We start from the raw sequence: 13,260 nt of genomic DNA on the forward strand, positions 1-13,260 counted from the left end.
CCATGCCGCGCATCATCGATCTGTCGGTGCATCTGGAAAATGACGTGCCTGCCGACCCGCCCTTCATGCGGCCCAAGATCCGTTACGCCAGCCATGCCGAAGGGGCGGCTGAATATTGTCAGATGTTCCCTGGCCTGAAGGCCGACCAGCTGCCCGATGGTGAGGGCCCGGCGGCGGAGTGGGTGGAACTGACCACCCATAACGGCACGCATATGGACGCGCCCTGGCATTACCATTCCACGATGGATGGCGGCAAACGCGCCATCACCATTGACGAGGTGCCGCTGGACTGGTGCTTCCGGCCCGGTGTGAAGCTGGATTTCCGCCACCTTCCCGACGGGCATGTCGTCACGGCGGCAGAGGTGGAGGCCGAACTGGCCCGCATCGGCCACACGCTGCAGCCGCTGGATATCGTGCTGGTCAACACCGCCGCCGGTGCTGCCTATGGCCGCCCCGACTTCCTGGCTAAGGGCTGCGGTATGGGGCGGGAGGCGACGCTGTATCTGGTTGAACGCGGCGTGCGCGTGACCGGTATCGATGGCTGGAGCTGGGATGCCCCATTCCCCTTCACCGCCGCGAAGTTCAAGGAAACGGGCGATGCGTCCCTGATCTGGGAGGGGCATTATGTCGGCAAGGATGTCGGTTACTGCCACATGGAAAAACTGACCAACCTGGAAAGCCTGCCCGCCACGGGCTTCACAGTAGCCTGCTTCCCCGTGAAGGTGCGGGCGGCATCCGCCGGCTGGACTCGCGCCGTGGCGATCATGCCGGATTGAGTGGGAAAAGCGGACGGTTGTAACGCTCGCGGGGCACCAGACAGATTCCGGTGCCCCGTATTCGTTTTAGAGTGCCCGGTAACGGAAATCACTGAAAGTCGCTGACCCTTGCCCCGCCGCGAACAGGGCCGGGCGCAGGCTTGCCAGATCGCCGATCGTGTTGGCGTGATAGCCCGATGTCTCTGCCCGGACACCATGCCGTATCCAGTCCGTTCCGTTCAGGCTGTAATAGTAAGTGACGATGTAGCGGTCATTGGTGATCCGCAGATGCAGACGGTTGACTGCCGGTGCCGGTTCGCGCCAATGGCTTTCCTTACCGCCATTATAGGTCTTCATGCGTTCGCCATTGATCCCCAGGCCCAGGAACAGACGGTCATTGAAGAACAGCAGCAGGCCCGCCTCGCCCTTGCCGTCCAATGCGACGGTGACCGAAATCTCATAAGCATGGTCGCCGGCCATCTGGGTCAGGGGGGAGCAATCATGCGGCCCATTGCCCTTGCCACGCATGACAAGTCCGCCCTTGGTCAGGCTGGCCCGTTCAATTTCATTCGGACCACCGGCGTAGAAACTCCACCGGGAGCCAAAGGACGGCTTTGAGAAGTCGTCGGAACGGGCCACCCCGTGGGGGGCGGACGGGATATTCAGCGGCTTTCGCAACGGATGCGCAAGGTCGCCACCCGTGGCCTTGAACCACCCATCCTCCGTCCATTCGACGGGTTCCATCAGCGTCTGCCGCCCCAGGGTGCGGTAGCCGTTTTCATAGCCGTGATAGACCATGAACCATTGGTCCCCTGGCCCAGAGACCAGGGTGGCATGCCCGCGCGACATCCAGCGTTCGTTGGCGTCCGTGGTTCTGACAATCGGGTTGTGTGGGCAGTTTTCCCAGGGCCCATGGACGGACCGGGAGCGTGCGGCGATGACCATATGGCCGGTTGGCGGGCCGGCGGTGCCGCCAACAGCACTGATCAGATAGAACCAGTCCCCCCGCCGCAGCAGTTTCGGCCCCTCCAGCGCATAGGCTTCCGTGATCCAGTCATCGGGGTAGCGCCAGCCGTCATAGACCTTTTCCACCGGCCCGATGGTGGACAAACCATCATCGGACAGGCGAACACGCCTGATACCCGAAAGGAACAGGTAGCGGTGCCCATCCTCACCGACCAGATGGCCCGGATCGATCATGCCCCGCAGACCAAGATCAATCGGCGCACTCCACGGCCCTGTAATGCTCGGCGCATGAATGACATAGATATTGATCGGTGCCGGCAGGGTTGTGGCCCATGGAACCTTCAAGAAGGGGATATAGATATAATACCGGTCCTTATGTTTGATCAGATCGACGGCAAAGACCATTCCAGGCGGCTTTTCCAAGGCCGTGCAGAGCGGGGTCCAGTTCACGAGATCGCGTGAATGCCAGATCAGCAGGCCCGGTGACGCTTCGAAAGACGAATGCGTCATGTAGTAATCATCCCCATCCTTCAGGATGCTGGGATCGGGGTGGTCACCGGCCAGGATCGGGTTCAGAAAGGTTCCGTCGCCAAGGTCGGCACGACGCTGCCCCTCAATCCCACGCGCCCAGTTGGTGGCCTCCGCCCTTTCCCCCGGTGTATCGGCTTTGGCTGTAAAAAGCCCAAGCGCCGAAGCCGGCATGGCCGCTGAACCGGCCAGTGCCATGCGGAACAGGTCACGTCTGGTGCTCATGTTTCCTCCATTGTTGTAATCTGCTTGTGGCGAATTTTCAGAGTTCCGCCTTTTTCTGCGCGTGGGGCGACGATGGTGTTTCTCCATCATCCCAAAGCCGCTTTGATCAGCGCGCCCACATCGCCATCGTCGCGGAAACCCACCGCCAGTGCCTGGTCGGCATGAAGCGGCGGCTGCCGCCCGAACCGCGCTTCAACTGCCAGGTCAGGATTGTAGGTGACATTGACGGGGCCGAAGCGTTCGGCCAGGGCGCCAAGCAGTTCGGCAATGGTCAGGCGCAGGACCGGTGGCAGCCAGACGCGGCCCTGTCCGGGCAGGCTGGCGGCATGAAGCAGCGCATCCACGGCGGACGCCACCGACATCCACCAGCAGACAGCATCGGGGCCGACCGGCAGGCTCACCGGCCGCCGTTCCGCCGCCGCCCACATCACCTCGCTCATGAAGGCGGAGATCAGGCCCGACGGGGCGGGCGGACGGGCCACGATGCCGGGCAGGCGCAGGCTGCACCCGTCGATGAAGCCACGCCGGCTATAGTCCGCCACCATCACCTCTGCCGCCAGCTTCTGTGCGCCATAGGACAGGGTGGGGCGGGGAGGGGTGGTATCATCGACCGTATCGGGTAACGGATCGCCATAGACGGCGACGCTGCTGGCGAAGACGAACCTTGCCGTCCGCCCCTGCGCCCGCAGCGCGTCCAGCAGGCCCAGCGTCCCTTGAAGGTTTACCGACATGCCCAGGTCGAACTCCTGCTCTGCCAACCCGCCCGGCACGCTGGCCAGATGCAAGACGATGTCGGCAGGAAGCGACAAGGCATCGGTCCATAGTGCGCTGTCGGCAATGTTGCCGGCGACAGAGACCACACGTGGATCAGCGGGCAGGTCGCCAAACCGCTGATCCACCAGGGTCAGGCGGGTGAAGGCTGTGTCGGTGCCGGACAGCAGACGGCGGACAAGCGCGCGCCCGACAAAGCCGTCGGCGCCGGTGATCAGGATATGCATGGCGTTCCTCCGGTTATTCTTTAATTGCCGTCGGTGATCAGGGTGCCACCATCAACGACGATATTCTGTCCCGTGATGAAGGCCCCGGCGGCAGATGCCAGCATGACGGCGACACCCGCCACCTCCGTCACTTCGCCCGGCCGGCGCAGGGGCGTCATGGCCATGCGTCGTTCCATGAAGGCCGGGTTGGACAGCAGGTCGCGCGCCAGATCGGTGCGGATGAAGCCGGGGGAGATGGCATTGACCCGGATGTTGGCTGGCCCCCATTCCACGGCCAGATTGCGGGCCAGCTGGGCATTGGCCGCCTTGGATAGACCGTAAAGGCCCAATGCCCGGTTGCCGCGCAGACCGGCGATGGAGGACATGATGATCATGCTGCCGCCACCCGCCGCCGCCATGCCGGGCAGGACCATACCGGCCAGCCACAGCACGCTTTGCAGGTTGATGGTCATTGTCACCTGCCAGTCGACGTCGCTGGCGGAGGTGACGGGACCCGCATGGGGGGCCACCCCGGCATTGCAGACCAGGATGTCCAGAGGCCCCGCTGCCGTCACCCGTTCTACCATGGCAGACAGCGCCGCGCGGTCGGTGACGTCACAGGTGACCGCCCGAACGGTCAGTCCCTGAATCCGCAACCGCTCCGCCGCATCGGCGCAACCCGCCTCTTCCTCGCTGCAAATCCAGAGATCTGCGCCGTGTCTGGCGAGGGCGGTGGCAATGCCCAGGCCAAGCCCGCGCTGCCCGCCGGTGACCAGGGCGCGGCGACCGGACAGGTCGAACAGGCGGCCATAATCGGTCGCGTCCATGAGGGTTCCTTGGCTGGGAAAGTCGATCAGATGACGATAGGGGCTGTACGTTCATCATCGAAATCGTATTTACTGAACCAAACTATCGGTGTGACCGATGGATGGGGGATGAATAATGCGGTTCCAGAAACTGGACCTGAACCTGCTGGTCGTGCTGGATGTGCTGTTGGAGGAACGCAGCGTATCGCGCGCGGCCAACCGCCTGAACCTCAGCCAGTCCGCTGTCAGCGGCAATCTGGCCCGGCTGCGCGAGTTTTTCGACGATGACATCCTGGCCCAGATCGGGCGGTCCATGGTGCCCACACCGCTGGCTGAAAGTCTGGCGGAACCCGTGCGCGATATCCTGATGCAGATCCAGGCCACTATTGAGACGAAGCCAAGCTTCGATCCCGCCAGCGCCACCCGCACCATCCGCATGCACGCGTCCGATTATGTAACGGAGGTGCTGATGGCCCGCGTGATCCGGGAGGCACGGCAACTGGCCCCCGGTATCAAGGTGGAAATCGACGGGATGGACGATCTCGTGATGGAACGCCTATCGCGGGGGCAGGTCGATTTCGTGATCACGCCGGACAATTTCACCCATCCCGACCACCCCAAGGAGAAACTGTTCACCGATACCCATGTCGTCGTGGTCTGGGACGGGAACAAAATGGTCGGAGATACGATCAGTTTTGAGAAGTATATGGCTATGGGTCATGTGCTAGTTCGGTTTGGTATGAGGCGGGCTCCCAGCTTCGACCAATGGTTCCTGGACCGGTTCGGCTATACCCGTAATGCCGAACTGTTCGTTGCCGATTTCACCACCGTGCCCAGCATGCTGATCGGGACCGATCTACTGGCTACCATGCATGAAAGGCTGGCGCGGCTTTACGTGCAGCGCCTTCCCCTGCGTATCCTGCCGCTTCCCATTGAGTTTCCGGTACTGACGGAGATGGCGCAATGGCATCGGCATTTTCAGCGTGATCCGGCACTGATCTGGTTCCGTAACCTGATGCGCCGCCTTGCCGCTGAACAGGACGCCGGCTGAACCATTGGCCAGAGCGATAGGTCGGATCGGAAAATACGATTTCGGCGATGTATTCGTCGCTGATATGGTTCCCTGACCAAAAAACATCAGACCGGCCCAGAGGCCGGCGGTCGGGGAGAGTGCCGCATTGGCGGTCGTTGGCGGCAGTGTTTCCGCCTTCATCACATGCAGGTGAGGGGGTCCGTTTACGGGTCCCTTGTACCCCCCCAATCCGCCTGCTTCTTGGTTCCTGGTCTTAATCCGGCGCGACGTCCGGAAACGCCCCCGCCTTGTCTGGGTACGGGGTACGAACCATGGAGGAAGCCAGAATGCGTGCCCCACTGCTTTTGTCGACCGCTGCGCTCGTGGCGATCGCGGCCATACCGGCTCATTCACAATCCACCGATGCAGGTGTGCTGGAAGAGATCGTCGTGACCGCCCAACGCCGGTCGGAGAACTTGCAAAAGGTTGCCGTGGCGGTATCGGCCGTGTCCGCAGACGATCTGGTGACAGCCGGCGTCACGGATACGACAGGCCTGACCAAGCTGGTGCCGGCCCTGGTAGTACAGCCGGGCGGCGGGTCCAATACCGGCTTCTATCTGCGGGGCGTCGGCACGCTGGGGCCCAACTCCTTCTCCGAAAATGCCATCGCCTTTAATTATGGCGGCGTTTTCATCGGCCGGCCCACGGCACCGGTGGGTACCTTCTTCGATCTCGCCCGCATCGAAGTTCTGAAGGGGCCGCAGGGCACACTGTATGGCCGCAACGCCACCGGCGGTGCCGTCAACGTTATCCCCAATCGCCCCGACAGCAGTGGCAATGCTGGCGAGGCCGGGGTTGAGATTGGGAACTACAACCTGCGCAAGGCCAATGGCATGATCAATGCCGCTGTCAGCGACACGCTGGCCCTGCGCGTGGCGGGGCAGGTGGTGGACCGCGACGGTTACCTCTCGGACGGTTACGACGATGAGGAAGGCCAAGCGGCCCGCGCCTCACTGCTGTGGGAGCCGGATGACCGGTTTAGCCTGCTGCTGTCCGGCGATTATTTTCACCAGGGTGGCAAGGGGGTTGGCGGCATTCTGGTCCCCGGCAGCCTCAGTCCGACGGCACCCGCCGTGAAGGACCGGATTGGTGGTTCGGAAGCGGCCAGCATTGCCGAACTGCGCCTGCGCTTCCCGGGCCTGATTAATCCTGGGCTGGTGGTCCCACCCAAAAATGACGGTTTCAATGACAATACCTTCTGGGGTGTGGCGGCGACGCTGGATTACCAGTTCGATGCGGGCACTCTGACGGTCCTGCCCGCCTATCGCGACAGCCGCCCGGACTTCCTTTTCTACAGCGTCGGCTTCCAGGGCAGAGTACAGGAAGTATCCAAGCAAAGCTCGGTGGAGGTGCGCTTCGCGTCTGCTGAAGACAGTGCCTTCCGATATGTCATTGGTGCCTTCTGGTTCCGGGATGAGGTCAATGCGCTGAACAGCTTCTTCCAGGGCGGGCTGTCTACTACAACCTTCATGCCGCACCAGGAACTGGTCAGCAAGGCGGCATTCGGCCAGGGTACCTATGACGTTGCTGAGGGCCTGCGTCTGGTTGCCGGTGTCCGCTACACGCATGAGAATAAGCAGCAGGAAACCCCTGTTCGCCAGAGTAGCGTCAGCAACCCCAACCCACCCTTCGTGACGGCTATCGGTGACGAGAATTTCAACAGCGTCACCTGGAAAGCCGGTATCGAATATGATGCAGGGCCACAATCACTGCTCTATGCCAATATCGCAACGGGCTTCAAGGCCGGCGGCTTCTACCCTGCAGTGGGCAAGAACAGCTTCGATCCGGAAAAGCTGACAGCCTACACGGTCGGGTCCAAGAACCGGTTCCTGGATAACCGCCTGCAACTGAACGCCGAGGCGTTCTGGTGGGACTACAAGGATCAGCAGATCGGCTATATCGGCCCTGTTGAGGTGCGCCCCGGTGTTTATGGTCAGGCCTCTGTGACGGCCAATGTCGGTCAGGCCCGCATGTATGGCATGGAGTTGGAGGCGCAGTTCCTGGCCACCCGCAATGACGAGATTGGCATCAATCTTCAATATTTGGACAGCAAGTACAAAAGCTTTGTTTACACCGCTATCTCGGCAGGCGGTGCGCCCTTGCCTAGCGGCTGTGCTGTGACGCCGAATACCTCTCTGCCGGTGGCGGCCCCGGCCCGGCTGTTCACGGTCGATTGTTCTGGCAGGTCGGCGGTGAATGCGCCGAAATGGTCGCTGAACCTTAGCTACAGCCACACGTTCGAGCTGTCGGCTGATCATGACCTGATCCTGGGCGCGCGTAGCCGCATCGAAAGCGGGCGGTTCATGTCCATCGATTACCGTCCCGAACAGCACCAGGGCGGCTACATGACGTCCGATGCCTGGCTGACGCTGGAGGCACCGGGGCAGGGCTGGTCCGTGACGGGTTATGTTAACAACCTGACGGACAAGGATGTCTATTCCACATCCACCACCCGGCCCATCCTGAACGTCGTCTATAACGGCCTACGCCCGCCACGCACCTACGGGTTGCGCGGCTCGGTCAGCTTCTGATCGGGGATGACGATGGAACAGGGCGTAAAGGCGGGCTTTGCCCAGGGGGTGGCGTTGCTGTTGCCCCCCACCTCCGCTGTGATGGGCATCCTGCTGCTGGTGCCGGTGGCACCACAGATGATGCAGGCCTTTTCCGATGTGCCGGGGGTGGATTTCCTGGTGCCCATACTTCTGACCCTGCCGGGTCTTTGCATCGCCCTGTTCTCCCCCGTGGCAGGGTTGCTGGGCGACCGGCTGGGCCGCCGGCGTCTGCTGATCGGTGCCATGCTTGTCTACGGACTGGCCGGCATGGCACCGATGCTCCTGTCTGACATTTATCAGATCCTGGCCAGCCGCGTGGTGGTGGGGGTCTGTGAAGCGCTGATTATGACTTTGTGCACAACGCTGGTCGGTGATCTGTTCTCGGGCCGGGCGCGGGAACGCTGGCTGGCATCACAGACGGCGGTGGCGTCGGTTTCCGCCCTGCTGTTCTTGGCGCTGGGAGGGTTGCTGGGACGACAGGGATGGCAGGGGCCGTTCCTTATCTATGGTCTGATATGGCCCATGGCGTTGGCGGTACTTCTGCTGGTGCGCGAACCGCCACGGGTAGAGCGGCAGGTGCCGGGCTGGTCGGCCCTGCCGGGACGACATGTGGCGCTGACATCGGTCACCACTATCCTGGCGGCGACCCTGTTCTATACGATCCAGATTAATGTCAGCACAGTGCTGCCTGATTTCGGCATCACCGATCCAGCTCGTATCGGCCTGTTTTCTGCTGTGGCCAGCATCGGTACGCCGGTGGGCAGTCTGATCTTCTGGACAGTGGCGCGGCGGGATGTGCGCCTGCTGCTGGGAATGGAATTCGCGCTGATGGCTGTCGCGTTCATCGCCATGGCCCATGCCCCTGATGCAGCATGGTTCATCGCGGGTGCCTTTGTGGGGCAGGCGGCAGCGGGTCTGCTGCTGCCGACGCTGCTAACCTGGGCTATGTCCACCCTTGCGTTTGAGGTGCGGGGACGGGGCATGGGACTGTGGCAATCCGCGTTTGCCATCGGTCAGTTCATGTCCGCCCTGGTGGTGCCGGCCCTGGCGGTTGCCACCGGCAGCACCGTTGATGCTTTCCCCATCATTGCGGCTGGCTCCTTGCTGGTGGGGCTGATGTCGCTTCTTCTGTTGTTTCGTTCGCGTTGGAGTCCAGCATGACCGCGTCTTTCCGTCGTATCGTAACCTGTCATGATGATACCGGTCTGTCCGTCATCCGGTCCATCGACACGCTCACCCCCAGCCTGATCGATACCGGGGATGCCGCCTTTCAGTTGGTGTGGGCCACGCCGACGGTACCGGCGAATCTCAATGACGGGACGGACGGCTTGCTGGGGGCGGGCAAGACATTGCATGGCGGCTCGGTGATCCGAATTGTCGACATGCTGCCGGGTCGCGCCTCACCGCTGCACCGCTCTTGGTCCATCGATTACGGGATCATCCTCTCGGGCGTGCTCGAACTGGAGTTGGATGACGGCTCGGTGACGGCGCTGGCGGCGGGTGACATTGTGGTGCAGCGGGCCACCAACCATCTGTGGCGAAACCCGTCACCTGATCAGGCCTGCCGGATCGCCTTTGTCCTGATTGAGGCAAAGCCGGTAGTGGCAGGCGGCCGTGTGCTGCCGGAAATCCATCCGTGAACGACCAAAAGTATCGGATACCGAATATTATCGGGCGGGTGGTGCCGTGCTCTCGCGGATGATCAGTTCATGCGCGAAAAAGGGCAGGGCCGGGGGCGTCACATCGGATCGGCTGGCCGCAACGATATAACCGGCAGCTGCCGCACCCATTGCAATGATCGGCTGCCGCACTGTCGTCAGGGATGGCCAGATGGCGGATGCCATGCTGATATCATCAATCCCGGCGATGGACAGGTCTTTCGGCACCGACAGGCCTTGTTGCTGTGCCAGGGCCATGACGCCGATGGCCATGCTGTCATTGGCTGCGAAGATGGCCGTAGGCTGATCGGCAAGCGCCAAAAGTTCCCGACCGGCGGTGCGGCCCGACTCCCGCGTATAGTCGCCGTTACGTACCAGCGCTGGGTCGAAGACACCCGCTGCCGACGTAACATCGCGAAAGGCCTGTAGACGCAGTTCGGCGGAACCGAAATTCGCCCGGCCACCGATGAAGCCGATACGGCGATGACCCAGTTCCAGCAGATGCCGTGTCATGTCGGCTGCAGCGCGGTAATCATCGATCCGCACCATGGCCGGCAGTTCCGGCAGTTCCACGCCCGGACTGACCCGGACATAATGCCCACGGCGTTCGGTCAGCACCCCCAACAGCCTTGGATCATCGGCAAGACCCGGCATGATCAGAAAGCCGTCCACGGCGGGCATTGCAATGATGCGCGCCGCCCGCTCGGCAAATTTGTCATCGACCATTTCCACCGGCTCGACCAGCAGATGAAAACCCGCCGCCCGGGCCGCCGTGACCGCTCCCACCTGCAGGCCGGCGATATACTCGTTCTGCAAGGATACGTTCGGCACGTCGGGATAGGTGCCGAACAAAAAGGCCATCATGAAGTTGCGTGAGGCGGAAAGGCTGCGGGCCGACAAGTTGGGAGAATAGTCGAGCGACGCCACCGCCGCCATCACCCGTTCCCGCGTCGCCTGACTGGCTTTCGGTTCCCCGTTCAGCACGCGCGACACGGTCTTGATCGATACACCGGCCACGCGGGCCACGTCATGGATGGTGGGCTTGCTCACGAGAAGGGGCGCTCCGGCCAAATCCTTGTTGATACTTGCTTTTACCCTATCGGAACCGACGTGGGCAACAGAAGGGACAACGTTGGACATTTTTTGCTTGCGGATGGATAATTATCGATGGTAACAGATTTTGTGACCGGTAGAGAGACCGGCTATTTTCGGATTGGTGGGGACAACGTTGTCCCTAAAAAGCCAACCGTGAGCGAGAGCCCCATAAGGGGACGGTTCCAGGGAGATGACAATGAACCTATCCGCACGCGCCATCACCGCCACCTGACGCTTTCCCGCGTCAGCGGCCGGTCCTTGCCTTCATCCATCCGCACGGGTCTTCCGTGACGGAAACGACCGGTCGTCGCCTGATGGACGTCGGATGCTCTTGCTCGCTTCCCATAACGATCAAAAGACGAAAAGGGAGTGACTTTATGCGCAAATCCTCTTTGATGTTCGGTGCCGCCATCGTTGCCATGGCGCCCGGCCTTACCGCCCTGGCACAGACGGCAGACAATGCCCTGCAGCTGGACGAAATCGTCGTCACGGCACAGCGCCGCGCCGAAAACCTTCAGGAAACGCCGCTGGCCGTTTCCGCCATCACCGGCGAAGGCCTGGAAAGTGCGGGCGTGAAAAGCGTTGTCGACCTGTCGGCAACGGTCCCCAGCCTGCAGATCACCAATACCGGTGGTGGCGCCTCGCAGATTTTCATGCGCGGTATCGGCAGCACCAACGTGACGGAGGTGGGTGATCCTGCCGTCGCCTATCACATCGATGGTATCTACATCGCCCGCGCGACGGCTACGGGCGCCCTGTTCTATGACATCGACCGGGTTGAGGTGCTGCGCGGGCCGCAGGGGACACTGTATGGCCGCAACGCGACCGCAGGCGCCATCAATGTCATCACCAAGAAGCCGACGCAGCAGCTTGAAGGCTCTGCCGCGGTGGAATTCGGGAATTACGACGCGCTGACCACCAGTGGCGTCCTGAACGTGCCGCTGCATGACACGTTCGCGGTGCGCGCTGGTTTCCAGACGACCCGTCATGACGGCTATCAGAAGTCGATCACGCCCGGTCCCGTGGCCGGCAATGACAAGGACAGCCAGGACGACAAGTCGGCCCGTATCCAGGCCCTTTGGACGCCGGCGGAGAACCTGTCGATCAATCTGCGTGCCGACTGGCTGGCCCGTGGCGGCAATAATGGCGGCGACGTTGCCTATCCGATGGAAACGGGTGACCCGCGCACCATCCTGTCACGCGTTAACACCTATCGCGACAATACCTATTGGAGTGCGGGGACGGAGGTCAATTACGACCTGGACTTTGCCCAACTGACCTATCTGGTTGGCTTCAATTCGGCCAAGGATGACCGCGTGGGCGAGAACCCGTCCACCCATGCTCCGAATTACTTCTATGGTATTGATGAAACATGGTCGCATGAACTGCGTCTGGGTGGGGAAACCGACAGGCTAAAATGGGTGATCGGCGCTTATTATTTCAAGGAAGACAATGACGTCGATTTCCGTATTTTCCTGGCCGACAACCGGTATCTGAGCTTCATTCAGCCCGATGTCTTCGCCTCCACCAAGGCCGTCTTCTCCCAGGCGACGTGGTCGGCGACTGACGAACTGCGTTTCACGGGTGGCCTGCGCTACACCAAGGATCGCAAAGGCCGCAATGGTGGCACCTATTTCACCAATAATGCCGGCGCCATTACCAGCACTGTGACCCTGAACGTGTCGGACAATACGTGGGACCGTGTGAACTGGCGTGCCGGTGTCGACTATGATCTGGCCGAAGACAGCCTGCTCTATGCCAATATTGCCACAGGCTACAAGGCCGGTGGCTATTTCGACGGGGTGGAGCCGAATGATTACAAGCCGGAGAGCATCACATCCTACGAACTGGGCGTGAAGAACCGGCTGCTGGATAACCGGCTGCAACTGAACGCCTCGGCCTTCTATTACGACTATCAGGATTTCCAGATCTCGGCCATCGGCACCATCGCGGGTCAGGATGCGACCGTGACCCTGAATGCCGACAAGGCGGAAATCTATGGTCTGGAGCTGGAAACCGACTATCTGCTGACCGAAGCCGACCGTATTGATGCCAGCGTTTCCTGGCTGCATGCGCGGTACAAGAAGTTCCTGCTGCCGCGTGGCGACGCCTTCTCCAACAATGCCGCCAACGCCAATATCGCCCGCTGCTACAGTGCGAATTATGCCGCACCGGCACCGCGCCCGGCCGATTTCTCTGGCTGCCATATGGCGCGCACGCCGGAATGGTCGATCAACCTGGGATACCAGCATGAATTCGCCATGGCCGATGGCGCCAGTCTGACGGCACGCGTCCAGACCCACTACGAATCTTCCAAGTATCTGGAATATCACGGATTCCTGGAAAACAAGCAGGACGACTTCACCCGTACCGACCTGACACTGACCTATAAGCCGGCAGAGGGTGCGTGGACGGTCATGGCCTTCGTCCGCAACCTGGAAAATGACGACATCCGCACGACGTCCGGCCCCAATGCGACGGCTGGTCTGGCGTCCAACGGCACCGGTGATTTCTACGCCCCGCCGCGCACCTACGGCGTGCGCCTAGGTATCGACTTCTGATCTCCCTCCGGCGCGGGGGGCTGCATGGTGCATCCCCCTTCCATCCCACCGCAGAACGGGCCCCC

The 13,260-nt window shown here is 61.7% G+C and carries 10 protein-coding genes; 6 read left to right on the forward strand and 4 right to left on the reverse strand.

Features of this window, described 5'->3' with window-relative positions; genetic code table 11:
* Positions 1–2: 2 nt before the first annotated feature.
* Entirely contained in the window at positions 3–776 is a 774-nt protein-coding gene (locus ACT6Q8_RS10895) for a cyclase family protein (protein WP_054166485.1), read from the forward strand.
* A 66-nt stretch (positions 777–842) separates the two neighbouring features.
* On the opposite strand, the gene ACT6Q8_RS10900 is transcribed toward ACT6Q8_RS10895, so the two are convergent.
* The 3 genes from ACT6Q8_RS10900 to ACT6Q8_RS10910 form a co-directional block, all read right to left on the reverse strand.
* The gene (locus tag ACT6Q8_RS10900) at positions 843–2,474 is read right to left on the reverse strand and encodes a family 43 glycosylhydrolase (protein ID WP_444732212.1); all 1,632 of its coding nucleotides are present in this window, start codon (positions 2,472–2,474) and stop codon (positions 843–845) included.
* An 86-nt stretch (positions 2,475–2,560) separates the two neighbouring features.
* A complete protein-coding gene (locus ACT6Q8_RS10905) occupies positions 2,561–3,472 on the reverse strand; it encodes an NAD-dependent epimerase/dehydratase family protein (RefSeq protein ID WP_444732211.1) in 912 nt (303 codons plus the stop codon).
* A gap of 20 nt (positions 3,473–3,492) precedes the next feature.
* Positions 3,493–4,278 (reverse strand): SDR family NAD(P)-dependent oxidoreductase, encoded by a 786-nt coding sequence (locus ACT6Q8_RS10910; RefSeq protein WP_444732210.1) that lies wholly within the window; start codon positions 4,276–4,278, stop codon positions 3,493–3,495.
* Between the two features lie 115 nt (positions 4,279–4,393).
* On the opposite strand from ACT6Q8_RS10910, the gene ACT6Q8_RS10915 reads away from it, so the two are divergent.
* From ACT6Q8_RS10915 to ACT6Q8_RS10930, 4 genes are all read left to right on the forward strand, one after another.
* A complete protein-coding gene (locus ACT6Q8_RS10915) occupies positions 4,394–5,308 on the forward strand; it encodes a LysR family transcriptional regulator (protein ID WP_054166489.1) in 915 nt (304 codons plus the stop codon).
* A gap of 308 nt (positions 5,309–5,616) precedes the next feature.
* Positions 5,617–7,860, forward strand: a complete 2,244-nt coding sequence (locus tag ACT6Q8_RS10920) for a TonB-dependent receptor (protein ID WP_054166490.1) — start codon at positions 5,617–5,619, stop codon at positions 7,858–7,860.
* Positions 7,861–7,872: 12 nt separating this feature from the next.
* The gene (locus ACT6Q8_RS10925) at positions 7,873–9,042 is read left to right on the forward strand and encodes an MFS transporter (RefSeq protein ID WP_444732209.1); all 1,170 of its coding nucleotides are present in this window, start codon (positions 7,873–7,875) and stop codon (positions 9,040–9,042) included.
* Positions 9,039–9,521 (forward strand): cupin domain-containing protein, encoded by a 483-nt coding sequence (locus tag ACT6Q8_RS10930; protein WP_444732208.1) that lies wholly within the window; start codon positions 9,039–9,041, stop codon positions 9,519–9,521. Before ACT6Q8_RS10925 ends, ACT6Q8_RS10930 begins: the two co-directional genes overlap by 4 nt.
* Before the next feature lie 27 nt (positions 9,522–9,548).
* Here the strand turns inward: ACT6Q8_RS10930 and ACT6Q8_RS10935 are convergent, their stop codons facing one another.
* On the reverse strand, positions 9,549–10,589 hold the full coding sequence (locus tag ACT6Q8_RS10935; RefSeq protein ID WP_054166492.1) for a LacI family DNA-binding transcriptional regulator: 1,041 nt from the start codon (positions 10,587–10,589) through the stop codon (positions 9,549–9,551).
* A 422-nt stretch (positions 10,590–11,011) separates the two neighbouring features.
* Between ACT6Q8_RS10935 and ACT6Q8_RS10940 the strand changes: the two genes are divergently transcribed.
* Positions 11,012–13,195 carry a TonB-dependent receptor gene (locus ACT6Q8_RS10940; RefSeq protein WP_444732207.1) on the forward strand — a complete coding sequence of 728 codons (2,184 nt, stop codon included), beginning with the start codon at positions 11,012–11,014 and terminating at the stop codon, positions 13,193–13,195.
* Positions 13,196–13,260: the final 65 nt, after the last annotated feature.

The sequence above is a fragment of the Niveispirillum sp. genome, assembly GCF_052437035.1.
Taxonomy (GTDB): Bacteria; Pseudomonadota; Alphaproteobacteria; order Azospirillales; family Azospirillaceae; genus Niveispirillum.

Coding starts and splice junctions, on each gene's coding strand:
- ACT6Q8_RS10895 (WP_054166485.1), top strand. CDS start 3: ATGCCGCGCATCATCGATCTGTCGGTGCATCTGGAAAATGACGTGCCT.
- ACT6Q8_RS10900 (WP_444732212.1), bottom strand. CDS start 2,474: ATGAGCACCAGACGTGACCTGTTCCGCATGGCACTGGCCGGTTCAGCG.
- ACT6Q8_RS10905 (WP_444732211.1), bottom strand. CDS start 3,472: ATGCATATCCTGATCACCGGCGCCGACGGCTTTGTCGGGCGCGCGCTT.
- ACT6Q8_RS10910 (WP_444732210.1), bottom strand. CDS start 4,278: ATGGACGCGACCGATTATGGCCGCCTGTTCGACCTGTCCGGTCGCCGC.
- ACT6Q8_RS10915 (WP_054166489.1), top strand. CDS start 4,394: ATGCGGTTCCAGAAACTGGACCTGAACCTGCTGGTCGTGCTGGATGTG.
- ACT6Q8_RS10920 (WP_054166490.1), top strand. CDS start 5,617: ATGCGTGCCCCACTGCTTTTGTCGACCGCTGCGCTCGTGGCGATCGCG.
- ACT6Q8_RS10925 (WP_444732209.1), top strand. CDS start 7,873: ATGGAACAGGGCGTAAAGGCGGGCTTTGCCCAGGGGGTGGCGTTGCTG.
- ACT6Q8_RS10930 (WP_444732208.1), top strand. CDS start 9,039: ATGACCGCGTCTTTCCGTCGTATCGTAACCTGTCATGATGATACCGGT.
- ACT6Q8_RS10940 (WP_444732207.1), top strand. CDS start 11,012: ATGCGCAAATCCTCTTTGATGTTCGGTGCCGCCATCGTTGCCATGGCG.